This window comes from Parasphingorhabdus sp., from assembly GCF_048269915.1.
Taxonomy (GTDB): Bacteria; Pseudomonadota; Alphaproteobacteria; order Sphingomonadales; family Sphingomonadaceae; genus Parasphingorhabdus.
Genome location: NZ_JBLWTY010000010.1, coordinates 14,751 through 40,307 on the forward strand (window position 1 = coordinate 14,751; position 25,557 = coordinate 40,307).

General features: G+C 53.7%; 27 protein-coding genes and 1 pseudogene. 8 read left to right on the top strand and 20 right to left on the bottom strand.

What is annotated here, in order from left to right; translation table 11 throughout:
* Positions 1 to 46 precede the first annotated feature (46 nt).
* Positions 47 to 310: a hypothetical protein gene (locus tag ACN0WX_RS14765; protein WP_417623106.1), complete on the bottom strand. Its 264-nt coding sequence runs from the start codon at positions 308 to 310 to the stop codon at positions 47 to 49.
* Between ACN0WX_RS14765 and ACN0WX_RS14770 the strand changes: the two genes are divergently transcribed.
* From ACN0WX_RS14770 to ACN0WX_RS14780, 3 genes are all read left to right on the top strand, one after another.
* On the top strand, positions 297 to 821 hold the full coding sequence (locus ACN0WX_RS14770; protein ID WP_417623107.1) for a phasin family protein: 525 nt from the start codon (positions 297 to 299) through the stop codon (positions 819 to 821). The two genes, ACN0WX_RS14765 and ACN0WX_RS14770, sit on opposite strands and share 14 nt — an antisense overlap.
* Positions 822 to 1,041: 220 nt before the next feature.
* Positions 1,042 to 1,377, top strand: a complete 336-nt coding sequence (gene clpS, locus ACN0WX_RS14775) for an ATP-dependent Clp protease adapter ClpS (protein WP_417623144.1) — start codon at positions 1,042 to 1,044, stop codon at positions 1,375 to 1,377.
* A 19-nt stretch (positions 1,378 to 1,396) separates the two neighbouring features.
* The gene (locus tag ACN0WX_RS14780; RefSeq protein ID WP_417623108.1) at positions 1,397 to 2,056 is read left to right on the top strand and encodes a DsbA family oxidoreductase; all 660 of its coding nucleotides are present in this window, start codon (positions 1,397 to 1,399) and stop codon (positions 2,054 to 2,056) included.
* A 6-nt stretch (positions 2,057 to 2,062) separates the two neighbouring features.
* Here ACN0WX_RS14780 and ACN0WX_RS14785 read toward each other — a convergent pair whose 3' ends face one another.
* The 4 genes from ACN0WX_RS14785 to ACN0WX_RS14800 all read right to left on the bottom strand — a co-directional run bounded on the left by ACN0WX_RS14785 (position 2,063) and on the right by ACN0WX_RS14800 (position 4,900).
* Entirely contained in the window at positions 2,063 to 2,860 is a 798-nt protein-coding gene (locus tag ACN0WX_RS14785) for a DUF1295 domain-containing protein (protein ID WP_417623109.1), read from the bottom strand.
* Positions 2,857 to 3,495 carry a lysophospholipid acyltransferase family protein gene (locus tag ACN0WX_RS14790; RefSeq protein ID WP_417623110.1) on the bottom strand — a complete coding sequence of 213 codons (639 nt, stop codon included), beginning with the start codon at positions 3,493 to 3,495 and terminating at the stop codon, positions 2,857 to 2,859. Before ACN0WX_RS14790 ends, ACN0WX_RS14785 begins: the two co-directional genes overlap by 4 nt.
* A 123-nt stretch (positions 3,496 to 3,618) precedes the next feature.
* Positions 3,619 to 4,593 carry a cation diffusion facilitator family transporter gene (locus tag ACN0WX_RS14795; protein ID WP_417623111.1) on the bottom strand — a complete coding sequence of 325 codons (975 nt, stop codon included), beginning with the start codon at positions 4,591 to 4,593 and terminating at the stop codon, positions 3,619 to 3,621.
* 127 nt (positions 4,594 to 4,720) lie between these two features.
* The gene (locus ACN0WX_RS14800) at positions 4,721 to 4,900 is read right to left on the bottom strand and encodes a PspC domain-containing protein (RefSeq protein ID WP_417623112.1); all 180 of its coding nucleotides are present in this window, start codon (positions 4,898 to 4,900) and stop codon (positions 4,721 to 4,723) included.
* Between the two features lie 615 nt (positions 4,901 to 5,515).
* Here ACN0WX_RS14800 and recF point away from each other — a divergent pair.
* The 3 genes from recF (at position 5,516) to mobA (ending at position 7,988) form a co-directional block, all read left to right on the top strand.
* Entirely contained in the window at positions 5,516 to 6,589 is a 1,074-nt protein-coding gene (gene recF, locus ACN0WX_RS14805; protein WP_417623113.1) for a DNA replication/repair protein RecF, read from the top strand.
* 170 nt (positions 6,590 to 6,759) lie between these two features.
* Entirely contained in the window at positions 6,760 to 7,356 is a 597-nt protein-coding gene (locus ACN0WX_RS14810; protein WP_417623114.1) for a CHAP domain-containing protein, read from the top strand.
* Between the two features lie 41 nt (positions 7,357 to 7,397).
* A complete protein-coding gene (gene mobA / locus ACN0WX_RS14815; RefSeq protein WP_417623115.1) occupies positions 7,398 to 7,988 on the top strand; it encodes a molybdenum cofactor guanylyltransferase in 591 nt (196 codons plus the stop codon).
* Between the two features lie 65 nt (positions 7,989 to 8,053).
* On the opposite strand, the gene ACN0WX_RS14820 is transcribed toward mobA, so the two are convergent.
* Entirely contained in the window at positions 8,054 to 8,320 is a 267-nt protein-coding gene (locus ACN0WX_RS14820) for a hypothetical protein (protein ID WP_417623116.1), read from the bottom strand.
* A 202-nt stretch (positions 8,321 to 8,522) separates the two neighbouring features.
* Here ACN0WX_RS14820 and ACN0WX_RS14825 point away from each other — a divergent pair, with 202 nt between their 5' ends.
* A complete protein-coding gene (locus ACN0WX_RS14825) occupies positions 8,523 to 9,953 on the top strand; it encodes an amidohydrolase (protein ID WP_417623117.1) in 1,431 nt (476 codons plus the stop codon).
* Between the two features lie 3 nt (positions 9,954 to 9,956).
* Here ACN0WX_RS14825 and ACN0WX_RS14830 read toward each other — a convergent pair whose 3' ends face one another.
* The 10 genes and pseudogenes from ACN0WX_RS14830 to ACN0WX_RS14875 all read right to left on the bottom strand — a co-directional run bounded on the left by ACN0WX_RS14830 (position 9,957) and on the right by ACN0WX_RS14875 (position 20,652).
* Positions 9,957 to 13,166: an amidohydrolase family protein gene (locus ACN0WX_RS14830; protein WP_417623118.1), complete on the bottom strand. Its 3,210-nt coding sequence runs from the start codon at positions 13,164 to 13,166 to the stop codon at positions 9,957 to 9,959.
* Positions 13,167 to 13,250: 84 nt separating this feature from the next.
* Positions 13,251 to 14,201 carry an XdhC family protein gene (locus tag ACN0WX_RS14835; protein ID WP_417623119.1) on the bottom strand — a complete coding sequence of 317 codons (951 nt, stop codon included), beginning with the start codon at positions 14,199 to 14,201 and terminating at the stop codon, positions 13,251 to 13,253.
* Positions 14,202 to 14,578: 377 nt separating this feature from the next.
* Positions 14,579 to 14,959, bottom strand: coding sequence for a hypothetical protein (locus ACN0WX_RS14840; RefSeq protein ID WP_417623120.1), 381 nt, complete (start codon positions 14,957 to 14,959; stop codon positions 14,579 to 14,581).
* 54 nt (positions 14,960 to 15,013) lie between these two features.
* Positions 15,014 to 15,607 carry a hypothetical protein gene (locus ACN0WX_RS14845; RefSeq protein ID WP_417623121.1) on the bottom strand — a complete coding sequence of 198 codons (594 nt, stop codon included), beginning with the start codon at positions 15,605 to 15,607 and terminating at the stop codon, positions 15,014 to 15,016.
* 71 nt (positions 15,608 to 15,678) lie between these two features.
* A complete protein-coding gene (locus tag ACN0WX_RS14850) occupies positions 15,679 to 15,984 on the bottom strand; it encodes a hypothetical protein (RefSeq protein WP_417623122.1) in 306 nt (101 codons plus the stop codon).
* A gap of 184 nt (positions 15,985 to 16,168) precedes the next feature.
* Positions 16,169 to 16,930 (bottom strand): helix-turn-helix transcriptional regulator, encoded by a 762-nt coding sequence (locus ACN0WX_RS14855; protein WP_417623123.1) that lies wholly within the window; start codon positions 16,928 to 16,930, stop codon positions 16,169 to 16,171.
* Positions 16,931 to 17,166: 236 nt separating this feature from the next.
* Positions 17,167 to 17,561: pseudogene (locus ACN0WX_RS14860) on the bottom strand (integrase core domain-containing protein); the annotation flags it as partial.
* A gap of 336 nt (positions 17,562 to 17,897) precedes the next feature.
* Positions 17,898 to 18,929 carry a 4-hydroxy-2-oxovalerate aldolase gene (gene dmpG, locus ACN0WX_RS14865; RefSeq protein ID WP_417623124.1) on the bottom strand — a complete coding sequence of 344 codons (1,032 nt, stop codon included), beginning with the start codon at positions 18,927 to 18,929 and terminating at the stop codon, positions 17,898 to 17,900.
* Complete coding sequence (locus ACN0WX_RS14870; RefSeq protein ID WP_417623125.1) at positions 18,926 to 19,870, bottom strand: acetaldehyde dehydrogenase (acetylating); 945 nt, start codon at positions 19,868 to 19,870, stop codon at positions 18,926 to 18,928. The genes dmpG and ACN0WX_RS14870 overlap by 4 nt, the downstream gene beginning before the upstream one ends.
* Positions 19,867 to 20,652 carry a 2-keto-4-pentenoate hydratase gene (locus ACN0WX_RS14875; protein ID WP_417623126.1) on the bottom strand — a complete coding sequence of 262 codons (786 nt, stop codon included), beginning with the start codon at positions 20,650 to 20,652 and terminating at the stop codon, positions 19,867 to 19,869. The genes ACN0WX_RS14870 and ACN0WX_RS14875 overlap by 4 nt, the downstream gene beginning before the upstream one ends.
* A 105-nt stretch (positions 20,653 to 20,757) precedes the next feature.
* On the opposite strand from ACN0WX_RS14875, the gene ACN0WX_RS14880 reads away from it, so the two are divergent.
* Positions 20,758 to 21,525, top strand: a complete 768-nt coding sequence (locus ACN0WX_RS14880; protein ID WP_417623127.1) for an IclR family transcriptional regulator — start codon at positions 20,758 to 20,760, stop codon at positions 21,523 to 21,525.
* A gap of 342 nt (positions 21,526 to 21,867) precedes the next feature.
* Here ACN0WX_RS14880 and ACN0WX_RS14885 read toward each other — a convergent pair whose 3' ends face one another.
* From ACN0WX_RS14885 to ACN0WX_RS14900, 4 genes are read right to left on the bottom strand one after another with little or no spacing between them, the layout of a single operon-like run.
* Complete coding sequence (locus tag ACN0WX_RS14885; RefSeq protein WP_417623128.1) at positions 21,868 to 22,452, bottom strand: hypothetical protein; 585 nt, start codon at positions 22,450 to 22,452, stop codon at positions 21,868 to 21,870.
* 58 nt (positions 22,453 to 22,510) lie between these two features.
* Positions 22,511 to 23,353 carry an alpha/beta fold hydrolase gene (locus ACN0WX_RS14890; RefSeq protein WP_417623129.1) on the bottom strand — a complete coding sequence of 281 codons (843 nt, stop codon included), beginning with the start codon at positions 23,351 to 23,353 and terminating at the stop codon, positions 22,511 to 22,513.
* Positions 23,354 to 23,388: 35 nt separating this feature from the next.
* Positions 23,389 to 24,141 carry an SDR family NAD(P)-dependent oxidoreductase gene (locus ACN0WX_RS14895; RefSeq protein WP_417623130.1) on the bottom strand — a complete coding sequence of 251 codons (753 nt, stop codon included), beginning with the start codon at positions 24,139 to 24,141 and terminating at the stop codon, positions 23,389 to 23,391.
* The gene (locus tag ACN0WX_RS14900) at positions 24,138 to 25,556 is read right to left on the bottom strand and encodes an FAD-dependent oxidoreductase (RefSeq protein WP_417623131.1); all 1,419 of its coding nucleotides are present in this window, start codon (positions 25,554 to 25,556) and stop codon (positions 24,138 to 24,140) included. The genes ACN0WX_RS14895 and ACN0WX_RS14900 overlap by 4 nt, the downstream gene beginning before the upstream one ends.
* Position 25,557: the final 1 nt, after the last annotated feature.

Genomic DNA, 25,557 nt, shown 5'->3' on the forward strand with positions numbered 1-25,557 from the left:
CTGCTCCGGCAGCAAAAAAGCCTGATTCGCTCTCTGCCGAGGCGGCTTATGCTGCGGCAGCGTCTGCGACCAATGTCTCCGACCTTCCGGCTTCCAAAACTGCGGTAGCCGAGAAAACCGAAACCGAACAAATGCCGGTGGCTCCCGCTGCTAAACCGGCAACAGCGGCAACGCCTGCTGTCAAAAAAACCGCAGCATCCAGGCCGGCAACAAAGAAGGCCGCAGCAAAACGTAAAGTCGCTGCGAAGCCAGTTGCCAAATCCACATTGAACAAAAAGACTAAAGGAACGAAGAAAATGGCTACCACCAAAACGACCGCAACCGCCGCCACGAAGCGCGTTGCGAAAAACACCAAGGCTGCCAACACCAAGGCTGCCAACACTGCCAAGAAAACGGCTGACAAGATCGGTTCGCGCTTTGAAAAGCTGACTGCCGACGCACAGGCTCGCGCCAAGGAAGCTGCTGATCGGGCCGTAGCTCTTTCGAAAAATGCGGTTGAGTTCAACCGCGAAAACATCGAAACCCTGATCGAAAGCGGCAAGATTGCTGCAAAAGGCGCTCAGGAAATCGGTCAGACCAACGTAAAATACACCCGCGAAAACTTTGTCGAAGCCAGCCGCGCACTGCAAGGCTTGTTCAGCGTTGCAACGCCGAAGGACATGTTTGAAAAGCAGGCTGACTATGTACGCAGCGGCCTGGACCGGGTTATGGACCAGACTTCGAACAACGCCGATGCGGTCGTGAAACTCGCTGGCAAAGCCTATCAGCCGATTGCTGATCGCGTCAGCGAAATCCGCAAGGAACTGAAAAAAGCCGCTTAAGCCGCTTTTACAAGTGACCATGAACGGGCCGTTCCACTGGAGCGGCCCTTTTCATTTGTGTTCCAAAGACACGGGCAATCACAAAAGCGGTCAAAACTATCAATCCGCCACTTGCCCTCAGGGATAAAAATACCATATCTTGAGGCTCATGATGATCCAGCAGATTCTTTTCCGATTGCCGAAAAATAGCGAACAAAGCCGCATGATCGATCAACCGGTCATGGGCGATGATGCCGACAAAGGTTCCGGCGACGATGATGACACAAATCTTGGCATCGCAACCAAGACCCGGGCCAAGACCAAGAAGCCCAGCCCCTACAAGGTCCTGATCCTCAACGATGACTACACGCCGATGGAATTTGTCGTTCTCGTTTTGAAACGATTCTTCAATATGGACATCGACGAAGCGACCCGCGTCATGCTGCATGTCCACCAGAAAGGCGTCGGCGTCTGCGGCACTTTCAGTTACGAAGTTGCAGAAACCAAAGTTACCCAGGTGATGGATTTCGCCCGCAAGAATGAGCATCCGCTGCAATGCACCCTTGAAAAGGCCTGATACCAACCAAGGAACATACATGTCCGAGACACCCGTTATCACCGTCGACATCGTCTCCGACATCGTCTGTCCATGGTGCATCATCGGATATAAGAAGCTTGAGAAAGCGATGGTACAATTCGAGGGAAAAGCCCGTTTCGAATTGGCGTGGCATGCCTTTGAACTAAACCCATCCATGCCGCCGGAAGGACAGGACATCAACGAGCATATGGCGCAGAAATATGGCGCCACCCCCGCACAAAGCAAAGCCAATAGAGAGCGGCTGCGCAGCGCCGGTAATGATCTTGATTTTGAATTTAACTATCACGAGAATATGCGGATGGTGAACACATTTGATGCGCACCGCATGCTCCACTGGGCGGGCGAGACCGGCCGGCAAACGGCTCTTAAAATGGCACTGTTCAAGGCCCATTTCACCAATGGGGAAAATGTCAGCGATCACCAGACTTTGGCAGAGATAGCCGCGTCTGTCGGACTGGATGAGAAACGCGCGCGTCATCTGCTTGGCTCCGATATCTATGCAGCCGAGGTGCGGGCAACGGAATCGGAATGGCAAGACCGATTCATCACCGGCGTTCCCGCCTTCATCTTCAACAAGAAATTCATGGTACCAGGCGCGCAAGAAACCGACGTTTTTGCCAATATTATCGAAAACAAGCTTCTCAAAAAAGCCGCTTAGGAATAGTCATTTCTTTGGTGGCATAGGGAAAAATCCCGAAGTGCGGGCGATATAATCAACATAGTCCGGCCGGTTTTGTTTCAGACTTTTTTCCAGCAGAGGTGCCCCGCTCCACTTCATCAGCGTGAAGCTCAGGAATAACGGTCCGACTATCGCGATCCAAACTGGCCAACCAGTCTGTGCAGCCACCAGCCATATGCCCCACCACGCACAAAAATCTCCAAAATAATTGGGATGCCGGGTATATTTCCACAGGCCCGTATCAAGAACTTTTCCTTTGTTGGCCGGGTTGTTCCGGAATGCTTTGAGCTGCATATCGCCAATGGTTTCAAAGGCGATGCCGGTCAGCGCGATAGCTGCTCCCAGCACGGTAAGGAGACCACCCGAACTAGCCCCGGACAGCAATATGCCCAGCTGTGCCGGCAAACAGACGAGGAACAGCAACGGGATTTGCACTATCCATGCCTTCAATAGCGCCGCCTTGGCAAAGCTCATCCCCTGCTGGTCCATCGCTTTGCCGAGAATCTTCTTGTAGCGAGGGTCCATCCCGTCCTTGCGCCAGCGCAGGAACAGATGCGTTCCCAGCCGGATTCCCCAGAGCGCGGTCAGCGCCCAGATCATGTACGCCAAATATCCCGGATGGTCGTTTTGCATGAAGGCCGCACTGGCCATTATTGCCATGCCATAGGCCCAAAAGGCGTCGATAAAGGACACGTCGCGAATGCGAATGGAAATCAACCACAAGATGATCATCACCGCCACCAGCAAGCCAAAATTGAGGCCCAAGGCTGATAACAGAGTCATCCGGCATTTCCTCCCGTCTGATTAATGTCTGGCGGTCCCGGATCCGTGGAAACGATATCGCGCATAGCCTTTTCAGGAAATTTAGGAGTTACGCTGCGATAAAAATCGCTCACCTTCTGCATATCGGCTTTATAGTCCCCCGACGGCATGAATGATGGGCCTAGCCCGCCCGTTTTTTTCGAATAGTCCATCAGACCGATAATCAACGGCACTTTTGCCTTGAGCGCGATATAGTAAAATCCTGTCCGCCATTGCCTTACACTGCCGCGGGTGCCTTCTGGCGGGATCGTAAGAAGAAAATCATCACGCTGACTGAACTGTGCAACCATTGCATCAACCATGTTTTGTGATTTTGTACGGTCCACCGGTATGCCGCCCATTCGCCGCATCATACCGCCCCATGGCCATTTGAATAAAGTATCCTTGCCGATCCAGTAGGACTTGATCCCCAGCTTGTTCGTCAACCCAAAAAAATACAGAAAATCCCAGTTGCTGGTGTGCGGTGCCGCGATGATGACCGCCTTCCGCGGCGGCGGATTCTCCTGACTGGCCGACCATCCATTGATGGTGAACATGAAAACAGAGAAACGACGGACAATTTCCGATAACCAGTTCGGTTTAATCTCGTCGTTCACATATCCTCCCACTCGCGGATCAGGCGCCGCGTTTAACTCGCAATCATAAGTGTATTTTTGGACCGTGCAATGAAAGATGTCCGGGGGACAGAATTGGCCAACCCGATATCGTGGCTCACCTGTTCACTTTGCCGCGCGCGCAGCCTGCCGGCCGCAATCGGTAAGACACACGCCCACTTCTTCGTCTTCAAGCTCAATCTGAATGGTGATATGGTGAATGGAGAATCGCGCCTTCATTTCTATTTGAACCTTGGCCAGGAAACCCTTCCCCGGATGGCCCTCCGGTAAAACCAAATGGGCCGTCATTGCCGTTTCACTCGTACTCATCGGCCAGATATGAAGATCATGGACCGCTTCAACACCGGGCAATGACGTGAGATATTCTTGCACTTTCTCCACATCAATACCAGGCGGCACCCCCGCCAGCGACATTCGCACAGCCTCCGACAAAAGTCCCCAGGTGCTCCAGAATATCAGGCCGACAATGGCCAGGCTGATCAACGGATCAATCCAGTATAAGCCAGAAAAATAAATGATTATTCCCCCAACCACCACACCTGCCGATACGCCGGCATCGGCCATCATATGCAGAAAAGCACCGCGTATGTTGATGTCGTCTTTCTGCCCGCGAATGAAAAGCATGGCAGTTCCAAAATTGATGATGATTCCAAGCGAAGCAACAATGACCACGGTGGAGGACGCGATCGGGCTTGGGGCATGGAAGCGTCCAACTGCTTCCCAGGCGATGGCACCACATGCCACGAGCAGAAATAGCGCGTTTAACAGAGCCGCCAGGATAGACGACCCACCCAGACCATAGGTGAATCGTTTGCTCGGGGGCCGTTTGGCAAGCTCTGCACCGGCCCATGCGACGGCGAGCCCCAGAACGTCCGACAGATTGTGGCCAGCATCCGCCAGAAGCGCCACCGATCCAGCCAGCAAACCAAATATCACCTCAACAATGATGTAAATGCTGTTAAGCACAATGCCCAGCGCAAAGGCACGGCTGAAATTTCTCGGCATATGGCCATTCGGACCATGCCGATCATGATGACTGTGGGGGAAATGCCCGTGGCTGTGATGATGACCTGCGGACATTAACGCTCCGACATTTACAATGCGAGTTTCCAAAAAGCCAATTACACGGCTTTGCCAGAGCGGTCTATTCTTTTTATTCCATATTTTCCGTATGTTATATCATCTACCGATGATAGCGACACCGGATTCAATCGACAATCAAGCCAATTGCGAGATATATGATGATCGCAGAACCAAAGCCAAAGATCGTTGCAAGAACGAAGATGAGCCGCAGCAGATTGACATCCATGCCACTCCAGTTTGCCAGCCCGGAACAGACGCCCATGAGCTTGCCATTTGCTTTGTCGAGTTTCAGTTTGTTTTTCATCGGCTGATTACTTTCTTTGCTTGATTTAGTGGGTTCCGGCCAATTGCTCGACCGGGGTTTGCGATCTTCATTCTTGCTAGCCATCAGACCACCGCTGACGATAGATTGTTGATGGACGGTCCAATGCTGGCGCCAACGAATAGAGCGGTTGATACGATCGCTCCGAATATGGCGAGGAATGAATTTTGAAGACTGTGAGACATGGCTTGACCTTTCTGTGGTGTAAATGGGAGGTTAGGCGATGAGCGATGAAGCGTTGCCAATTGCTGGACCAACGCTAGCGCCGACAAATATTACGGTGGAGAACAAGGCAGCTACAGCTGCTGCGAGACTATTTGAGACATTCGAGAACATTTAGATATCCTTTCAATTTTAAACCCTGTTTCGCATCATTGCGAAGATATCCATTCCGTTGCACAGTCCGTGCCAGTTTATATTTTTATATATTTTTCAGCTACTTAAAACAATTTAAGAACAAATGCGATCTTGTGAAAAACCGATTATTGGTGCCATTTGCCATTTTTTAGCAATCATGAATAGCAGATGAATATCGATTTTTCTCAACCCGAATTTACTTCTCTTTGAAGGTCCCGAAAGCTACTAAAAAGACCTGCCATGAACCTGTCCCAGCTCACTCTGCACAACTTTCGCAACTATCCAGAACTCCGGTTGGAGGCAGCGCCGGGATTCATGGTATTCAGCGGCGAAAATGGTGCCGGTAAAACCAATATATTGGAGGCCCTGTCACTGCTCGCTCCGGGACGGGGCCTGCGGCGTGCATCTCTCGGCGACATGGCCTGTCAAAATGGCCCTGGCAACTTCGCCGTTGCCGCGCGACTGGGCGATATCAATATCGGGACAGGCACTGATTCCGCAGCACCGGAAAGGCGCAAGACACGAATCAACGAAGCGAATGCCCCCACCAATGATCTGGCCGAGTGGCTTTCCATATTATGGCTAACCCCCGCGATGGACCGCTTGTTCATGGAAGGGGCAGCGGGCCGACGAAATTTTCTGGATAGACTCGTCATGGCGCTTGAACCCGCCCATGCACGAAACTGTGCCCGCTATGACGCGGCGCGGCGCGAACGCAATCGGCTTCTCGCCGACGAATATCGGGCAGAAAGAAATTGGCTTGAAGGACTGGATGCCCAACTGGCTCAATATGGTGCACTGGTCGCCGAAGCGCGGCAACGGATGGTTCTGGCTTTGAACCGAATCTTCGACCAGTCCGACAGCGAATTATTTGCGACTCCGGTCTTGCGGCTGGAGGACAGTCAGTTGCGTAGCGAGGCTCAGATTCATCAAATGCTCAAGCAGAATCGAAATGCGGATCAGGCTGCTGGACGAACCTTGCGTGGCCCACATCGCGCCGACCTGATGGTTGCCCATGCCGCGAAACAACAAGCAGCCGAGAAATGTTCAACCGGAGAACAGAAGGCTTTGCTGTTTTCGATCATCCTGGCACAGGCAGATTTGATTGCCGATCGGCGCGACAATCGACCGATCCTGCTGCTCGATGAAGTCGCGGCTCATCTCGACCCACAGCGCCGGGCAGCCCTTTTCGGCAAATTGGCGGAACGCGGGGGCCAAGTATGGCTTACCGGTACAGAGCCAAGCTTGTTCACCGATGTTCCTGATGATGCGCGGCATTTCAAAGTTTCAGACGGAGCCGTCACGGCACGCTAAAATCCGGTTAAGATTATTCATGGTTTACAGGTGATTCACGATAGTTGTTATCGTAGATTTTGCGCCCGATATTTATTTCAGACCGGATGAACAGGGTTGCTCTAAAAAATACGGTTACTGCGCTTCGGAATGCGAGCGTTCCGATCCTGCTGGTATTGCAGGCGATTTTCATGCCCACTCCGGTCAGAGCCAATGACTATCTCCAATGCGTGCCGTTTGCGAGGGACCTGAGCGGTATCGAAATTTACGGCGATGCGCATAGCTGGTGGGATCAGGCCGCCGGAAAATATCAACGCGGCGTGGAGCCCGCCAAGGGTGCCGTCTTGTCACTGCCCAGTCATGGCTCCATGAGGCTGGGCCATGTGGCTGTGGTTCGCGAATTAATCGATGATCGCAATATCCTGATTAGCCACGCCAACTGGTCACCAATCAACGGACGGCGCGGTCAGATCGAACGGCGGGTTGCGGCGCAAGATGTGTCTGAAAACAATGACTGGAGTCTGATCCGGATCTGGTACGGACCTATTAGCAGGCTCGGAACCACTGCATTCCCTGTAAATGGCTTCATTTATCCTCAGCGCCAGCCCAAGAAGAGTGGTCGTCAATGGGCATCAGCAAAATCAAATTACAATGGTCAACGCCCCCGTCGATCCCTGTTTGACCGAACGCTCAAAGCAGAACTTGCCCAATCTGCAGCAGCAGAACGGAGAAAGGAGACAGAGCCGAATGACTTGATCGGGGATTTGCTGGACAGAGTGGGAAGCTGAGGTCAGATTGAAGCGCATCGCTTCAAACCGGAATCATCGACATGACCAAAAATCCGTCTGCCTGCCTCGTGATCCTCGCCGGCGGACAATCAACCCGGATGGGAACCGACAAGGCAGCCATCAATTTTGACGGACAAAGGCTGATTGATATTATCATCGGCCGATTTTCATCGAAAGCTGAAAGGATATTTCTTTCTGCTCGAAAAGATTATGAAACCGGCTTCGAGGTTATTCTCGATGATCCGGATACTCCCGACGGACCGGTTGGTGCCATTTTCTCCGTCGCCGCAATGTTGCGAAAAGTCCGCCCGGAGCTAATCGGTTTTGTAACAATTCCCGTTGATGCCCCTTTCGCACCCCCAGACTTGATCGAGCGCCTGACGGCAAGCGGCACCTGTACCGTGGCGCAGGATCTTCAGCGCATCCATCCAACCTTTGCCTATTGGCGCTGCGATATCGTGAACAGCGTTCGCGACAAACACGATCACGGGGAGCGATCACCATCCCTGCATTGGCTCGCCCGCCAATGCGCAGCTGAGCTCGAGACATGGACAGACGAAAAACTGTTCCTGAACATAAATCGGCCGGATGACCTGTTGGTTGCCGAGCGCCACAAAAAAGCCGGCGCCTGATACAGGCACCGGCTTTTTATCTAACAACATCACGTGTTACGATCGTGATTCAAAGAAATTGGCGCTTAGTCCAAGCGGCGGATTTCTGTCTTGGTAAGTGTGGTCATCAACTTACCCTCATTATTTGAAAGCGTTGAAGCTTCGATCCGGCGCACTTTGCCTTTGTAGATTACCAGCACATCACCGGAATCGGTTACGCGGTTTACCTTGGCAACGCTGGCACCGCTGGCATCATAAAGCCGGTCGTTACGCTCGGCTTCGGCAGCATTTGCTACGGGTGCGACAAGAGTCATTGCGGTGGCCGCAAGGATGAGGGAGGATAGTTTACGCATGGTTTTACTCCATTGAGTCTGAAATTGTTCTCGGACTATGAACGCCCCCAGTTAAGTTGCAATATGAAATGTTGCACCTGCGAGTTGCATTTTTGCAATTGACGGAGAATCGGATGAGAAAAATGCAGGGCAGAAGTATCTTGCTCGTTTCGCCTCTGTTGTGCCATCCTCTGCCGAGTTTGTTAAACAGATGAGGTTCCCCATGATCCGCTATGCCCTGATTTTCGCTCTCGCAGCCGTTCCCGTCACCGTGGAGGCCCAGCAGACTGACACAATGTCTGATATATCTGCGCTGATTGATGCGCGTTCTGAAAAATCAGCAGAAACAGCTCGTCAGTTATGGGAATGGGCCGAGGTTGGCTACCAAGAACAAAAATCCAGCGCCTTGTTGATGCAATCTCTGAAAACAAACGGATTCAGCATCAAGTCCGGCATCGCAGATATCCCTACCGCTTTCATGGCAGAATATGGAGATGATGGGCCGGTAATTGCGATTTTGGCCGAATATGACGCATTGCCCGGTATTAACCAGGATGCTGTTTCCTCCCGCGCCCCGATAACCGGAAAAGGCGCGGCCCATGCCTGCGGCCACAATTTATTCGGTGCCGGATCGGTCGAAGCTGCCATTGCGGTCAGCAAATGGCTGAATTCCACCGGAACTGCTGGGCGAGTCCGGCTTTATGGCACGCCCGCCGAAGAAGGGGGCAGCGGCAAGGTTTATATGGTGCGCGCCGGATTATTCGACGATGTCGATTTCGCGCTACACTGGCATGCTGATGACGAAAATTCGGCCGCTGCGCGGACAACTCTTGCTAACCGGTCTGCCAAATTTCGCTTCCGCGGCGTTTCCGCCCATGCAGCAGGCGCTCCGGAGAAGGCACGCTCCGCTCTGGATGGTGTTGAATCCTTCAATATGATGGTCAACATGATGCGGGAACATGTTCCGCAGGAAAGCCGGATTCACTATGTGATAACTCAGGGCGGTACGGCTCCCAATGTTGTGCCCGATTTTGCCGAAGTTTTTTATTATGTCCGTCACCCCGATCCCGACGGTGTCGACGCCATCTGGACAAGACTGGAAGATGCCGCCCGCGGAGCCGCGCTGGGCACTGGAACCAAAGTGGACTGGGAGATCATCCACGGCAACAACCCGCTGCTCGTCAATGAAACGCTCGCGAGAATGATGGACGCGAAATTGCGTCAGGTGGGCGGTGTCGAATATACGCCCGCAGAAAAAGAATTTGCAAAAACCATATATGCCAGCTTTGACAAGCCATCCCACGAACTTGGCAGTCAGGCAGAGATACAGCCTTATAGTAAATCGCTCGGTTTCGGGTCCACCGATGTTGGTGATGTGTCCTATGCAACGCCGACCGTGGGATTGCGCACGGCAACATGGGTCCCGGGAACGTCTGCACACAGCTGGCAATCCTCTGCAGCGAGCGGAATGTCTATCGGATTCAAAGGCACACAGGTGGCCGCCAAGACGCTCGCCCTCGCGGCCATTGAACTTTTTACCAATCCACAGCTTCGTGCGGAAGCCCGGGAGGAGTTTGATAAATCCCGGGGGCCCGACTACCAGTATAAATCGCTGCTCGGAGACCGTGATCCCCCTCTGGATTATCGCAACTAGGCTTCATTCCCACCAATAAGGCGCGCGCTTTCGGGTCCCGGTAACAGTCTCATTCATGGTGGCCGGATCATAGAGATGCCCATTCAGCATCACGCGGTAGATTTTATCACTGTTGCGAATGTCGGCCGTCGGATCAGCATCCAGCACGACCAGGTCAGCCAGCTTGCCGGATTCCACCGAGCCAATATCGGCATCCATGCCCAGAGATCTTGCGGATTCGATCGTCCCTGCTGCGAGCGCCTCTATCGGAGTCATCCCGCCACGTACAAATGACCAAAGCTCCCAATGGCTTCCTATGCCTGCCTGCTGCCCGTGTGCACCGATGGAGACCTTTACGCCGGCATCGGCCAGTTTCTTGGCTTCCCGTGCATTGTCGTCGTCGACAAAATTACTCTCCGGCGCTTTGGTGCGACGGACGGTCTCTGCGGCGAGTATTGCGGGCGGGCTATGCTTAAGTAACGGATGCTCCCAAACATTCGTCGCTTGCCGCCAATAGGGATCGCCAGCCAAACCGCCATAGCTAACCACCAGAGTCGGCGTGTAGTTGGTCTGCGATTGCGAAAACATCTGCACGACATCGTCGTAGAATATTTCAAGCGGGATATTATGTTCGAGCGTGGAATTGCCGTCTGCGACCAAAGCCATATCCATACCAAAGAGCGAGCCGCCTTCCGCCACAACCAGCATGTTTTCCTGACGCGCCGCCTCAACAACTTGCTGCCGTTGTTCCCGTCGTGGTTGATTATAATTTTTGACGCTGTGGCCACCCTGCGCCTTCAACCGGCGGACATGGGCTAGTGCATCATCGAGATTGTTGATCTCGGCATAAACGTCAGCCGCTTTTGCTCCATATACTATCTCGCCCGTCGAAAATATCCGTGGTCCAAGAACCAGGCCGGCGCGCTGCATTTCACTCGCGACAAATATCTCGCTGGCACGGCTCGACGGATCATGGATCGTTGTCGTGCCAAGCGCCAGATTTTGCAGCAAGGACCAGTTTTGCTGCGGTACGATCTCGTCACTACCCTGAGCGCCATGCGCATGGGCATCAATCAGACCCGGAATGATCGTTTTTCCGGTTACGTCGACCATCTGCGCCCCATCAGGGATGCTGATCCCTTCCCGAGTTCCAACAGCCGCAATCCGGTTTGCCTGAATGATAACGACGCCGTCATCAATGATCCCGCCATTGTCTCCAGCCATGGTGACAATCCGCGCGCCAACAAGAGCAACAGTTCCGGATGGTTTCTCCGCCGAAATCGTCCGTTCCAGCGATACTCCGATTGAAACCGGCTGGTATTTTGGCGCGCCCTTTGATGCCGGCTGCACAGGGAACAACCTGTTGGTCTGCTCTGAAAAGACTGTGGGGCCGAGACTCCAGTGCAGCTGCTGCCCACCGTTTGACCAGTGAATATAGTCGGCACCGCTGGCGCTGACCCTGGTTACCGGAAGCGATTTGCTTGTCGGACTTACATCTACTGCCTGCGTACCTGGCATCAGGGGCATGACATAGGCTTCATAGCTTTGGCGGAAAGCGACATTCTGCCCGTCAGGCGACACGATATAATCGTTGGTCAACTCGCCGGTGGCATGCGTGCGCTTTGCTTCTCCATTGATATCCGTGCTTATGAGAACACGCTTGTCCGCATCATTATTCACCATGAATATACGATCGCTGGTTGCGCCATATTGCGGGCTGGCCGCGCCTTTCATAACCCGTACGGGCGCTCCACCAGAAGCAGAAATCCGGTAGACGCCATCTTCCATCGACCATTTTGGAGAGGTCAGATAACCGCCACCCTGCATTTCAAAGACGATTGTTTTGCCGTCGGGCGAAAAGTGAGGACGGGCGTAATGACCGGGACGATTGGTCACGGTTCGCGCAGATCCGCCGCCTGCCGAAACCGTTTTAATCTGCCCCAGCTGCGCATCGGTCCATCCGACAAAAACAATCGATCGGCCATCCCGCGACCATGACGGGAACAGTTCCAATTCTGTACTGTTATTGGTCAGGCGTTTGGCAGAGCCGCCTGCCATCGGCTTTACATAAAGTTTGCCGAGACTTTCAAATACGACCTGTCGTCCGTCAGGCGAAACCGCTGCAAAGCGCGGCATCTTTGCGACAAAGCTGTCTGGTGCTACTGCAATCTTGGGGTGCGGAGCATCCACTACAGCGCGAGTGTCATTGACCTGAAACGCTATTATGGACGATGTGCCACCATCGGCAGCTACCCGACGAATTTTTCCCTTCGCCCAGAATATGATTTCTTTGCTATCTGGCGTCCAGTCCATGTTCGGATAGACGCCGGTAACAGCCCAGGTTTCCTGAACATCCTGATCAAGATCATCATAGACTTTTCGTTCAATGCCGGATTCCAGATCCTTCACATATAATTTGGATCTGGTCATTTCCCGGCGGACAAAGGCAATTTTTTTGCCATCCGGAGACGGATTCGCGCGAACAGATCCGCCGAAACCGGAAACTGCTGTCGTAACCTCGCCGGTTTCCAGATCATATTTTTCAATGTTGAACAGGTCGGAATTGCTATCCTGAGCATAGATGAACGTACCGCCCGGCGTGATATTTTTCGTGTAATAGACCGCCTTGCCATCAGGAGCATAAATGGGCTCTCCGAGCTCCTTCTGGTGCTTTTCGCTTGGCTTCTCGACCAATCGGACTCCGCCTCCACCGGAGACGTGATAGATCCATATCTCTCCGGTGCCCAGAGAACGCGCCGTGGTGAAGTGCTTTTTCGCTACGATATAACGGCCATCGGGGCTCCAGCTGGGCTGGTTGAGCAGCCGAAATTCTTCACTGGTAACCTGCCTCTTGTCGCTTCCGTCACGCTGCATGATCCAGATATTGTCGCCACCGCCTCGATCCGAGGTGAACGCAATCCTTTTTCCATCGGGCGAAAAACGTGGTTGCACTTCCCAGGCAAGGCCTTCTGCGATCCGGACCGGCTTTCCGCCAGAAATCGGCATAGTATAAATGTCACCGAGCAGCGCGAATGTTATGCTCTGCCCATCCGGGCTGACATCAACATCAATCCAGCTGCCTTCGTCCACGTTAATGGGTATTTGCTTGATAGTTGCACCATCAGGCGCGTTGACGTTCCATTTTTTGGTTGCGGAATTATCGCTATGTTCCTGTGCTTGTGCCACGCCCGACAACAGCATCGCTGCAATAACTGATAGTAGACTATATTTCATTGGAACCCTCACACCTGCACCTATTGATCTTCTAACCTTATTTCAGCTTTCTTCAGCGAGTAACAGAGAAGATTCAGTCAAAGGCTAAGCCCGGGACCCAAAATGTCGGTGATAGCTGTCCACAACTTCTGCCAAAGTCGATAATGCCAGTGTCGCCGGGTCCCGGGTTGATTGAATCAAACCTATTGGTGCCTTCATCCGTTTATAATCTTCTGCGGAAACACCGATCTTTGCGAGGTATTTCTGCCGATCCTTGTGGGTTTTCCGACTGCCCATCGCGCCCACATAAAAAGCCGAAGATGCCAAGGCCTGCTTCATCAAGCGCGCTTCCCAGTCATGATCATGAAAATAGAAAATGCAGGCCGTCCATGGATCTGGATCAAGGAAAGCTGACTCTCGCGGCGTTTTCAGTTTTCTCGCCGAGATTGCCAAGCTCTCTACCGCATCGATTATTGCGGGATCCGGCGACAATATTTCGCAATCGATACCGTAGCTTGTCGACAGTTTGACCAGGCTTTCTACCGAGGGACCATGTCCTAATATTATGATCTTGGCGGCCGGAATATGATTCACCAGAATCTGCGACCCTATGCGCTCCACCGAAATCTTGTCCGAATATTGTGTATCACATCGGATATTGGTGCTTTCACTGTCGAGTATAATCGACACCGGTTCGCGCCTTTTAATCCGGCCAAAAATATCGGAAATGGCGGGACTGTCGGCTATCGGCGTGAAAAGCAAATCGATACTGCCACCACAGGGCAACCGGATATCAAGATAGCGGGAGCCTGCACCATATCGTATTTCACGCGGCATCCCGTGCTTGATAACATCCAGCGCTTCAGAAACGACCGCTGCCTCCACGCAACCGCCGGAGAAGGAGCCGATCGACGAACCATCCTCTGATACCGCCATATGGGCGCCCGGATTTCGCGTCGATGCGCCAGTTACAGCGATCAAGCTAATCAAAACCGTTTGCTGACCAGCTTCCGCTTTTGATTTCAGGAAACTAAAAATGGGCAAGATATTGTTCAAACGTGACTGTCCCGCGAATTACCCCAGTGGTGATAGTGGAGTAAATGCCCATGCCGCAAACGGATTGGTTGGGCAATCATTTGGGACGAAAAAGGGAATAACGCTGTCGAATTGCTTATTGCCAGCCGGAACCAACAAGCTGAAAACATGCAAACCTTGATTGAGCACACTCAGGCAGTTGAGTAACCAATAGTCCATGGACCAAAAATCCCGAACCAGAGATCAATCGGGATCATCAGATCGGTTTTAAATTCGGATTCGACGGGCCAATGATAGTGCTGTGTTTCCCTGCTCCCCGCAGTTGAGAGCTTCATGCCACAATAGCAGCCGCTCAAACATCAAGTCGATCCGACCTTCGAGGCCGATTATATCACTGCCTAAGCGCCCAGCTCACGAAGCTGGGATTCAATTGCCGGTTTGCGCGCGGTATCAGCCCCGTCGAGTTCGTGGCGAAGCTGTAAAGTCAACTGCCCAGTCAGTTCCCCTAGACGGCCCTTGGCGCGTCCAGCGCTAATCATCATAAACGCCGCGAACAGCGTCATGAGGGTCAACACGATCACCCAGCTCCCAATCGATTCCTGAGCCTCTTGGGAATAGCGCAATGCCATTTCGGATGTCTGACCGATCTTGTTGAAGAATAGCAGCCATCCAAGCCCGGCCACTACGCTCGCGATACTGCCTATACGTTTCTTCTTTGCCTGAGCCCTGCGCAAATCGCGCCATGCTACGATTTTTTCATCCATAGTCGTCGGGTTCATCTCATGCCTTTCCGTAGCCAACACCTGAATTTCCGCAACCAGCGTCTCTGAAGTCTATCGTAGAGGGGTCGCCTTGAACGTCATCAAACCCGGCTGGGAACGGTTGTAAGCCATTTCGATATTCATTCCGCTTTTAGTTTTGAAAAGTGGGCGATAGTCTGTCCCTGGCATGTGCGGAGCAGCGATTTTGTAGCGAGTTAAAGCAGCAAGAAATTCCTGCTTTTCGTTTGCACCGGATATGCCGGTCATGCGCGAGAGGAGATCGTAGAGCCTTCTGTAGCCGGCGGGGTGCGGATGAATGCCGAAGTCAGAGTACACCGTTCCTTTGGGGAACTGGGCGCCATCACTTGTGAACAAGGCAATTGCATAATTTTCATCACTTGCGGTCCTGCCTGAACATAGCAAAAGATCAGCGCCCTCGAAATCACCACTCGTCCCTTGCGTTTCCTTGAAGAAGCGGCACCGATCTTGTCCTTCATTCCTGAATTTTTCTAGCAGGGCAGTCTGATCCTCCAAACGCGGCATCGCCGCAGAAGAGGCCTGATCGGATACCTCGGCTGTATCATTTTTTGCGCTATTATCCGGAGCGCTACAAGCAGCGAGGCCAATAGCGATTATGATGAAAAAATTTTGGGGCCAGCGGTTCATATCAGTATACCATCTTTGCGTGGGTTGAATGAGAGAATTTCTAGTGGATGAAATTGTGGTCGGAGGCAGATTTACTCGCACTCGATCAGATCGACTGTTCTGCCCTCTTTCATATTGACCACTTTGGTCTCAGCGATGTCTTTGGCATTAACACGCATCGTATTTCGCTTGATCTCCTCGCCATCCGATCCGATTGCAGCGATCGTCACAAGCTTCGGTTCGTCCGTCGTATTTCGGATGCTTACGTCGATCAGATCGAAAACATCATTGCGCTTGGCATCGAACTCGATGCCGGAACATCCGCCAGTGATCGATCCGCAGCTTGCCAAGAATATCGGAAGCCCGAGAATGAAAAACGATTGAAGTTTTGTACGCATATCCCCTCCGTAACGAACGCAGGAATCTTCGCGATTTCAACCAAAAGAAAATCAAACGAAACATCCTAACCCGGTTCTTGACGAGCGGCATAGGAAAAGAGAATGGCGAGCGCCTACCTATAAAAAGACAAAGGATAATCCGATATTGCCCTTCTTCGAAGGACCATTATTTGACGGACTATTCCTAAACCAGTCTCCCCAGGAGCCCGAGATGATAGGCGCGCGGCAATATCTCCCGGTTCAGATGACATCCAAGCTTGTTGCGCAGTTCACGAAGATGGAAGGATACAGTGACTTCCGAAACTTGGAGCCGAGCCGCGATCTGCTTATTCGCCAGTCCGTCCCACAGGGCAAGTAGCACTTCATGCTGGCGTGGTGAAATCCGATAAATATCAAGGCTGATATTGCGGCGTCTTTCGAAATGCAGTTTGTGATATGCAATCGAATAAATCATATAGAGTAACGGCAAGTCTCGCTTTACAACAGTTCGAAACTCGGCCGCCGACATCTGATCGGTCCCGAGCGCAATTCCGCCGTCAATTACACCATCGCCGTTCTTGTGAGAAAAACCAATCGCACGCTCCATCCCCGCTTCGCGTGCCTCAGCGACGAGGCGCCTTCCTTTCTCTGACCAGACCAGGGGCTGCTCCTCGTCAACAGCCAACATGATTGCTGGAACATCACTATTGAGCACATGGGGAATCAAGGCGTCCTCCAACTCATATTCTTGACGCGCATAATGCGCTATCCAGTCATTTTTGAAGTTTTCGATGAATTGTGGTTGAGTGAAAGTTTTGGTGTCGGGAAAAACCGTATAGTTGACGACGTTGAAACCAAGATCATTCATGGTTTGAGTCAGACATTCCCAGCCCTCTTCGAAGGACTCAGCCGCCTCAATCTTCGAGATGAAATCGACCAATCTGTGCTGTATAAGCTGTGTCTTCATTCCATTCAAACCGAGCTACATACAGGGTCTGCAAGGCCCCACACCAACCAGTCCTTTTAGATATCAATGCCTTGGTGAAGAGCCTATCGAAAACATTGCCCTGAATCCAATGTAAACTCGCCCCGTCATGAACCGATACTTATCCGTCGTCAGATAATTTGAGACTGATGTCGTTTTAAAATGGGTAAGTAATTGGCTCCATCTGACGGTTGATATTACGCTGCGATCTTGCGGTATTACAAGCGCCGATGTTCGATGGTTTTTCGCTTGATCCTTTCTCTTAGTTTGATGATAGATTTTGCCCTGCCAAAATAGGCATCGGCGGATGTGACGTTTTTCAAGCTCTCGTGGTAGCGCTGGTGATTGTAATATTCGACGAACGCTTCGACCTGCGCTTCCAGATCGCCGGGCAGATAATAATTCTCCAGCAGGATGCGGTTCTTGAGGGCTTGGTGCCAACGCTCGATCTTGCCCGGTGTTTGCGGATGGAAGGATGCAGCACGTGCATCTGGTCACAGCCTGATGCCTCCAATGCCCGTTCCAACGTATCGGTGACATCCTCGGCCCACATCGTCGGGCACAGCTTCCAGCTGATAATGTGGCGGGAGTAATCATCCAGGATGGTCGACAGTTAGACAGTCCGCAGCTGAGGTCATTCGGTAGAGGTTACACATGCGCGGGCCAGGCTAACGCACGATAGCAGGAGCATCGCGGTCCAGCCGGTGAATTAAGTCGATAATAGCAAGCCAGGACTGATAGCCATCCCCGTCGTTCCTTTCTAACATCGCATCAGCATTACCAGCCCAAAAAAGCTGCCGCTGCTCGCAATCGCAATCGCAAAAGCGCGTCACCAGCTTAAATAGAAGAATTTATTGATCGCTAGACCGCGCATTATTTGGTTTGATTACAACTCAGTTCATATCGAACCGACGCTGCATTAATTAAAAGTGCAAACTCAAGCAGACTTCTATTGCTTCTGTGCCTCGATCATATCCAGCGCGACATCAACGATCATGTCCTCTTGCCCCCCCACCATATGCCGCAGGCCTAATTCGACTAATATGGACCGTGTATCCAAGCCGTAATCCTCTGAAGCCTTCTCGGCATGCCGGAGGAAGGATGAATAGACACCAGCATATCCTAGCGTCAACGTTTCGCGATCAACGCGGACAGGCCGATCTTGAAGCGGGCGGACCAATTCCTCCGCAGCGTCCATAAGAGCAAATAAATCGGTCCCATGTGTCCAACCACAGCGATCAGCCGCAGCAATGAACACTTCTAGCGGTGCATTTCCTGCGCCAGCGCCCATCCCAGCAAGAGAAGCATCCACGCGCAAGGCCCCATTCTGGACGGCGACGATAGAATTGGCGACTCCAAGCGAAAGATTGTGATGAGCGTGTACGCCCCGCTGGGTTTCGGGCTTCAACACTCTGTCATAGGCTTGAAAACGCGCAGCATAGCTGTCCATTGTCATCGCGCCGCCGCTATCGGTAACATAAATGCAATGAGCGCCATATTCCTCCATCAGCTTAGCCTGCTCTGCCAGCGGTTCAGGCTCCGACATGTGGCTCATCATTAAAAAGCCAGAAACATCCATGCCCAGATTGCGGGCCGCCTCAATATGCTGCTTCGACACATCGGCCTCGGTGCAATGGGTGGCGATGCGAACCGAGCGCACACCCATGTCATAGGCGCGTTTTAGGTCACGCACCGTGCCAATTCCGGGCAGCAACAAGGTGGTGAGGACACTATGTTCCAGAACTTCGGCGACTGCGCCAATCCAGTCCCAGTCGGTATGCGCGCCGAAGCCATAATTGAAGCTGGAGCCCTGCAAACCGTCGCCATGCGACACTTCAATGGCATCAACCTTGGCCCGGTCTAGAGCGCGGGCGATGTCCTTGACATGCTCGATACCATATTGATGGCGGATCGCGTGCATGCCGTCGCGCAGAGTGACGTCCTGAATATAAAGCTTCTGCGTGGTCGGGTCAAAGCTCATGCCGCTATCCTTTCCACAATCCGTTCGGCCGTTCGCAATGCGGCCGAAGTCATGATGTCGAGATTGCCAGCATAGGCGGGCAAATAATGCGCCGCGCCCTCGACCTCTAGAAAGATGCTAACTTTGAGCCCGGTAAATTCGCCGCCTTCACCATCATTCATCTCGGGGATCCGCAGCGGCTTGTTGGAGCCAATATGTTCGAACTGCACTTTCTGCTTGAGCCGGTAGCCGGGCACATAGCTTTGCACCTCAGCGACCATGTCCTCGACCGATTTGGCAATTGCGTCTTGCTCCGCCTCCTCGCACAAGCAATAGACAGTATCGCGCATGATCAGTGGCGGCTCGGCTGGATTGAGGATGATGATCGCCTTGCCGCGGGTTGCTCCGCCAACATCGACAATGGCTTGCGAGGTCGTTTCGGTAAATTCGTCAATATTTGCGCGGGTACCGGGGCCGGCGCTTTTCGACGAGATCGAAGCAACAATCTCGCCATAATATACTTTGGCGACGCGGTTCACGGCGTGGACCATCGGGATCGTCGCCTGACCGCCGCAGGTAACCATGTTGACATTGGGCGCATCGAGATGATCATGACCGTTGACAGGGGGGATCGTATAGGGGCCGATTGCTGCAGGTGTCAGATCGACAACGCGCTTGCCATGTTTTTGCAGGATGTCATTATGATGCCTGTGCGCTCCCGCCGAGGTGGCATCAAAGACAATCACGATGTCCTGGAATTCGGGCATCGCCACTAGCCCGTCAATGCCGTCGGAGGTGATCGCCACGCCCATCCGTTCAGCGCGTTTCAGGCCATCGGATTCGGGATCAATGCCGACAAAAACACTCATTTCCAGCACTTTGGACAGGCGCATGATCTTGATCATCAGGTCGGTGCCGATATTGCCCGAGCCGATAATGGCGACTTTGGTCTTGGCGCTCATACTGATTCTCCATAGGTGAAGCTGCATTCGCCAATCCCGCCAATGATTGTGTGCACGTGATCGCCCGGCGTCAACGTTACCATCGGGCCAAGCGCTCCTGCCAGCAGGATGTCACCTGCATGCAGAGGTTCGCCGCGCTCTGCCAGTGTGCGAGCAAGCCAGGCCGCAGCATTGAGCGGGTTGCCAAGTGCCGCTGCACCGACGCCGGTCGACACGGTTTCACCATTTATGGTCATGGTCATCGGAGCGCATTCGAGGTCAAGTCCGGCAAGCGCCAGTCCGTGTTCGGCCAGCACGAAGAAGGCTGATGAGCCATTGTCGGCTACCGTATCGGCAAAGGTGATCTTCCAGTCGGCGATACGGCTGTCGACGATCTCGATCGCTGCATGCACGCTGGCGACGGCAACAGCCACATCTTCAGCAGTTGTATTGACAGAAGGTATATCCGCGCCAAGGACAAAGGCGATTTCCGCCTCCGCCTTGGGCTGCAAGCAATTGGCCGGGTCGATGTTGCCACCATCAGCCACGCGCATGTCGTCAAACAACACACCGAAATCGGGCTGGTCAACGCCAAGCTGCTTCTGAACCGCCTCAGCGGTGAGCCCGGCCTTTCGCCCAACAATCCGGCGTCCCTGCGCTTCCCAATAACGTGTGTTGATTTCCTGCACCGCATAAGCGCCCATGACATCGGTGGAGTCGAGCCATTGGCGTAGGGGCGCCATTGCTGGACCTTTATAGGCAGCGCGCAACAGTTGCGCGGGTTCTTGGTAATTCGTGTCCATACACCATGCTCCTTGCGCAGCCTTACTAGACTTCCGGTCATACCGCGCAATCATCTGACAGCAGGGAATTCTTGCATAGTGAAAATTCCTGCTGCAGAATAGGCCATGGCAACCAGACAATCCTCCACCCTCGCGAAGGGTCTGCGCCTGCTGCAGGCGATCGTGGCCGACGGCGGCCGCTCGACGCTGGGGGATGTAGCTGCTGAACAAGAAATACCTCTGCCCACGGCGTATCGGCTTGCCGTCACCCTCGAAGCCGAAGGTTATCTCGAACGCCAGTCGAAGGGCTGCTATCTGCCTGGTCGCGAAATCTCTCGGCTCATGCCGCTAATCCTTCGGCCCAAAGACCGTATCGCCGTACGTCTACGCCGTCCCATGAAAGTGCTCGCTGCCAAATACCGGGTGTTCATGCATTTCGGCGTTCTTGAGGACGGGATGGTCACTTATCTCGTAAAAGAGAATGGCGGCGTGCTGGAGCTTTTTACCGAGGAACGCATGCAGTTGGAGGCTTATTGCTCCGGCATTGGCAAGATATTGCTGGCCGCGATGCCCGAAGAGGAACTGCAGGCCTATCTTTCAACCGGACCGTTTCCGGCCTTGACCGCCCGAACGCTGACTGATCCTGTGGCGATTCGCAACGAGCTGGCCGCGGTGCGAGAAGATGGAGTCGCCTTCGATCGCTTCGAGATTCGCGACGACATTTTCTGTATGGCGTTGCCAGTGGCTGATCCGAAGGGAATCGTCATCGGTGGGTTATCGGTCAGCTTCCTTGACGAAATCCCCGACGCCTTAAAGCTTGCTAGCCTGCGACGTTCGATGACGGGGCTTATCAAGAGTGCTTTACGCAAGGAATTTACTACGAATGAAGTCTGATCCGATGCGATCGTCCATCGATGGTTGGCGTTGTCTCCTTGTAGGACAAAAGACCGCTCATTCCGGTTGCTTTGGCAAGCTGACAATCAAATCTCTCGCGCTGATCCTGTTATGGATTTTGCGAAACGCTGGAACCGGAAGGTTGCTCTTTGTGGGGATTCACAACCCTGCTTCCGGCAGGCAATCATATTCCGACCGACGCCGCGCAAGCAGATCGCAGTACATCGAAGTTGTGGCTTCGAAGGGAAGTTGGGAAACGAACGTCATGCTGCGGTCAACACACTTTGTCGGGAGGGCAAGAGCACTGCAATTACCGGCCGTTCAACAGGTGGAAGAATCAATTCAAGCCAACAGTCGACTTGCTGCCCAAGGATCACGACCCAGCAATTGCCGAATGCGTGTACTGGAGATAACCTCCCCCTGCTCGCAGCATACCGCATCCAGTATTTGCACATTAAATCGCGTGGAAAGCAACGCAACATCACCAATGCTTTGGAAGCCGAAACGGAAGTCCGCGCCCACCCATATCTCGCACGGGTTCAGCTTCGCCAGCTCTTCCATGAACTCTTCGGCACTGCGCGAAGCAAATTCATGATCAAACTTGGCCACCACGGCACGAGACACTCCGAGCAATTCTATCTTGCGGAGTTTTTCTTCGGCTGAGGTAAGCACTCGGGCACCTGCAAAGAAGGCCTTGGGTGGCGTGTCGAAAGTATAGACAACCGACGGGCAAGATATTTGTCGTGCGGAAGCCACAGCCGAACCTATCAGTTTCTGGTGCCCCCGGTGTACCCCATCGAATGCGCCTATCGCCACGACGCTGGCGTCCAGCTCGAGCTGGTTCGCAGAAAAGGAACGCAAACGGCCATGAGTGAGCGCCATCGCCGCGGGTTCGCTGTTAGCGGATCGGTTACTAACTATTGGCATCGCAAATGTTCCTCTTCACGCAATTTCGCGTCCGGTCGGACGAAAACGCGCACCTGCCTCAATTATGCTTGATGAAATCGGCCACCATCCGGTTGAACTCTTCGGCATGCTCGATCATCGCCCAATGGCCGCAGCGGTTGAGCAGAACGAGCCGCGAATTGGGGATATGTGCGCAGAGCAACAGTGAATGCTCGTATGGCACGACGCGATCATCGCGACCATGAATCAGCAAGGCGGGGATCTGCATCTTCATCAACTGGTCCATCGGTGCCCAGCTGTTGATGGGGCCGCCTTTGTTCAACATGTCGAGGAAGTTAGTGAGATGCTCAGGCCGGCCCATGGCCGCGTCGGAACGGGCCTTGCACAGATCGGGGGTGGCAAATGACTTGTCAAAAACCATGATGTTCACCAGCGCCATCATCGCTTCCGGCGTGGGTGTACGATAGGCTTGCTGCAAATATTTCAAGCCCTCGGTCGGCCCATCTCCTGCGCTGAACAGCTTGGGCATGGGGCTGGAGCCGGAGCCCATGGTGATGAGGTGACTTACCCGATCAGGATGGTCAACCGCAACCGATAGCGCAACAATGCCGCCCATCGAATTGCCGATCAGAGCGGCCTTTTCGATTCCCAATGCGTCCATGAACTGAATGGTGGCACTGTTATGGTCGAGCGTTTCTTTGGTGCACGCCTGTGAATCCCCCCAGCCCGGCATGTCCAGCGCATAAACGTGGAAATTCCTCGCCAATTCCTCGATATTGCTGGAAAAATTGCTCCAGCCGGTTGCCCCCGGCCCGCTGCCGTGGATCAGGATCAGCGGATAGCCTTCGCCTGCTTCATAATAGCGCAACTTCCAGTCCTTTGTCTGGATGTCACGCGAAGTTTGTTCTTTGGTAAGTGCCATATTCCATTCCTTCATGTTGGGCGTCCTGGGGAGAGTCAATCCAGCCAAAGACCGCCGTTAACGTCGATAATTTCACCGGTCACAAAAGCATTTTCACGCGAGCAAAGCCAGGCGACCATCCCGGCGACTTCATCGGGCTCGCCAAGGCGTCCGGCGGGGATTTGACGGACGAGCGCTTCGGGAAAGCTCGTCGTCATCGGGCTAGCAATGGGGCCTGGGGCAACGGCGTTAACGGTGATGCCATACACCGCGAGTTCCTTGGCGAGGTAAAGTGTAAGCGCGTGGACTCCGGCCTTCGCTGCGCCATAAGCGGCATTGCCTGCGTGGTCCTGTTCGCTTGCATCGATCCACGGCCTGGGGTTGCCACCATTCTTGCCGAGGACAGAACCGATGTTGATGATGCGTCCAAATTTATTTGCCTTCATCGGCGCGATGACTGCTTGGCAGGCGAGAAAAACGCCTCGCAGATTAATGGTGTGGACACGGTCCCATTCGTCGGGCCCAATCGTTTCAAACGCGCCAAGCGAGGTGACACCGGCGGCGTTGACAAGGCAATCGATCCGGCCAAAATCGGTCATCACCATATCAACCAATGCACGGACTTGGACGGGGTCGGCCAGATCGGTGGCATAGCTGCGGCTTTCCCCGAACATGTTTGTGGGCGCTTCCTGGTCAGCGAGCGCGACTAATGCACCGCCTTCTGCCATGCGCCGCGCAACAGCGCTACCGATCATCCCGCCCGCGCCGTTGATCAGCGCGACCATGCCGTCGAGCGCGATACGGGTCATTGCGCTTGTCCGCAGGCGTGAAGCGCTGCCTGCCGACCGAACACCGCGCCGCGCAGTACTGAGGTTGAGCCGGTATAGGTGCGATAGTAGATGCCCATCGTCTCGCCTGCTGCGTACAGGCCGGGGATCGCACGCCCGTCCTGATTAATCACGCAGGCGTTGCGGTCTACCTTGAGCCCGCCAAATGTGAATACATTGGCCGAGATGATGGGCCATGCGCGGTAAGGCGCGCGGTCGATTGGGCGTGCCCAGTTAGATTTTGGAGGTGAGAGCCCTTGGGTGGCAAGGCCGTCCTTTTCGAGCGGTTTGAACAGACCCTCCACACAGGCGGCATTATAGGCACTAATTGTTGCCGACAGCGCTTCTGCAGGAAGACCCATTTTCCGAGACAGATCGGCGATGCTGTTCGCGATCACGGGAGCCTGATCAGTGCGGCTGCCTTTCTGCCAATTGGGGACGTTATCCAGCTGCGCGTCGGCTATCATCCAAGCTATGCCGTCGCGCTGCTCGAATATTCGGCGCGTCACGCTTTCATAATGCGCATCGACTGTTCCGGGGGCCTCGTCGGTAAAACGTGCCCCAGCCTTGTTGACCAAGATGCCATAAGGGAAGGTAAAGATGGCAGGCTCGGCTACGCCCGAGCGCGGGTCAATCGGTTCGGCATGATAGCTGCCGAAATCGCCATTGGGCGCTGCCCCGATATCGAGCGCCATCCGGATGCCTTCGCCCTTATTATAATGTCCGCCACGCGCGACCGGGCGCAGGTTAATGGCACTGGCGCCGATATAGCGGGCGAGCATCTCCGGATTGCCCTCAAAACCGCCGCAGGCAAGGATCACGGCGTCACCCTTTACATCACCGATGTTAGTCGAGAGGCCGGTGATGCGGCCTCTGGCCATGAGCAAATTCTGCGCCGTCGTTTCAAATCGGAATTCGACACCCTTGGCTTTGCAGGCCGCGGTTAGTGTTTCCACCATCGCAAGCCCGCCGCCGACAGGCAGCAGGCGCGTCGTCGTTGTGGTAATGAAAGCGGTCGGCAGGAAATCGAAACGCAGTCCAGCGCTCTCGAGCCAGCGCAAGGTTAGACCGGCATTGTCGGCGAAGGCACCAAGAAAATCGGGATCAACTGTCGATTGGCTACGTGCGAGCGGCGACCAGTCAGCATGGTCACGCACCATTTCCTGTTCAATGCTTGGATCGGTGTAGCCACCTGCATTGGCCATGAAGTGATCGATAAAATCGTCCGCGACGTCATCTATCGATTTCATGCGCAAATAGGCTTCGGTATAGCGGGTGTTGCCGCCGTGCTCGCCTTCGCTGGCGCGTTCGATGATCGTGACCTGTGCGCCACTCTCGGCAGCCGACAGCGCTGCACTCAATCCCGCAATTCCGCTTCCTACGACAATAATATGCATT

Bases quoted from the DNA above. Each gene is read 5' to 3' on its own strand.
- ACN0WX_RS14840 (WP_417623120.1), bottom strand. From the start codon at position 14,959: ATGAACCCGACGACTATGGATGAAAAAATCGTAGCATGGCGCGATTTG.
- ACN0WX_RS14820 (WP_417623116.1), bottom strand. From the start codon at position 8,320: ATGCGTAAACTATCCTCCCTCATCCTTGCGGCCACCGCAATGACTCTT.
- ACN0WX_RS14830 (WP_417623118.1), bottom strand. From the start codon at position 13,166: ATGAAATATAGTCTACTATCAGTTATTGCAGCGATGCTGTTGTCGGGC.
- ACN0WX_RS14810 (WP_417623114.1), top strand. From the start codon at position 6,760: ATGCCCACTCCGGTCAGAGCCAATGACTATCTCCAATGCGTGCCGTTT.
- ACN0WX_RS14885 (WP_417623128.1), bottom strand. From the start codon at position 22,452: ATGCCAATAGTTAGTAACCGATCCGCTAACAGCGAACCCGCGGCGATG.
- dmpG (WP_417623124.1), bottom strand. From the start codon at position 18,929: ATGAGCTTTGACCCGACCACGCAGAAGCTTTATATTCAGGACGTCACT.
- ACN0WX_RS14845 (WP_417623121.1), bottom strand. From the start codon at position 15,607: ATGAACCGCTGGCCCCAAAATTTTTTCATCATAATCGCTATTGGCCTC.
- clpS (WP_417623144.1), top strand. From the start codon at position 1,042: ATGGGCGATGATGCCGACAAAGGTTCCGGCGACGATGATGACACAAAT.
- ACN0WX_RS14770 (WP_417623107.1), top strand. From the start codon at position 297: ATGGCTACCACCAAAACGACCGCAACCGCCGCCACGAAGCGCGTTGCG.
- ACN0WX_RS14880 (WP_417623127.1), top strand. From the start codon at position 20,758: ATGGCAACCAGACAATCCTCCACCCTCGCGAAGGGTCTGCGCCTGCTG.
- ACN0WX_RS14825 (WP_417623117.1), top strand. From the start codon at position 8,523: ATGATCCGCTATGCCCTGATTTTCGCTCTCGCAGCCGTTCCCGTCACC.
- ACN0WX_RS14900 (WP_417623131.1), bottom strand. From the start codon at position 25,556: ATGCATATTATTGTCGTAGGAAGCGGAATTGCGGGATTGAGTGCAGCG.
- ACN0WX_RS14850 (WP_417623122.1), bottom strand. From the start codon at position 15,984: ATGCGTACAAAACTTCAATCGTTTTTCATTCTCGGGCTTCCGATATTC.
- ACN0WX_RS14855 (WP_417623123.1), bottom strand. From the start codon at position 16,930: ATGAAGACACAGCTTATACAGCACAGATTGGTCGATTTCATCTCGAAG.
- ACN0WX_RS14875 (WP_417623126.1), bottom strand. From the start codon at position 20,652: ATGGACACGAATTACCAAGAACCCGCGCAACTGTTGCGCGCTGCCTAT.
- ACN0WX_RS14795 (WP_417623111.1), bottom strand. From the start codon at position 4,593: ATGTCCGCAGGTCATCATCACAGCCACGGGCATTTCCCCCACAGTCAT.
- mobA (WP_417623115.1), top strand. From the start codon at position 7,398: ATGACCAAAAATCCGTCTGCCTGCCTCGTGATCCTCGCCGGCGGACAA.
- ACN0WX_RS14895 (WP_417623130.1), bottom strand. From the start codon at position 24,141: ATGACCCGTATCGCGCTCGACGGCATGGTCGCGCTGATCAACGGCGCG.
- ACN0WX_RS14800 (WP_417623112.1), bottom strand. From the start codon at position 4,900: ATGAAAAACAAACTGAAACTCGACAAAGCAAATGGCAAGCTCATGGGC.
- recF (WP_417623113.1), top strand. From the start codon at position 5,516: ATGAACCTGTCCCAGCTCACTCTGCACAACTTTCGCAACTATCCAGAA.
- ACN0WX_RS14780 (WP_417623108.1), top strand. From the start codon at position 1,397: ATGTCCGAGACACCCGTTATCACCGTCGACATCGTCTCCGACATCGTC.
- ACN0WX_RS14870 (WP_417623125.1), bottom strand. From the start codon at position 19,870: ATGAGCGCCAAGACCAAAGTCGCCATTATCGGCTCGGGCAATATCGGC.
- ACN0WX_RS14785 (WP_417623109.1), bottom strand. From the start codon at position 2,860: ATGACTCTGTTATCAGCCTTGGGCCTCAATTTTGGCTTGCTGGTGGCG.
- ACN0WX_RS14890 (WP_417623129.1), bottom strand. From the start codon at position 23,353: ATGGCACTTACCAAAGAACAAACTTCGCGTGACATCCAGACAAAGGAC.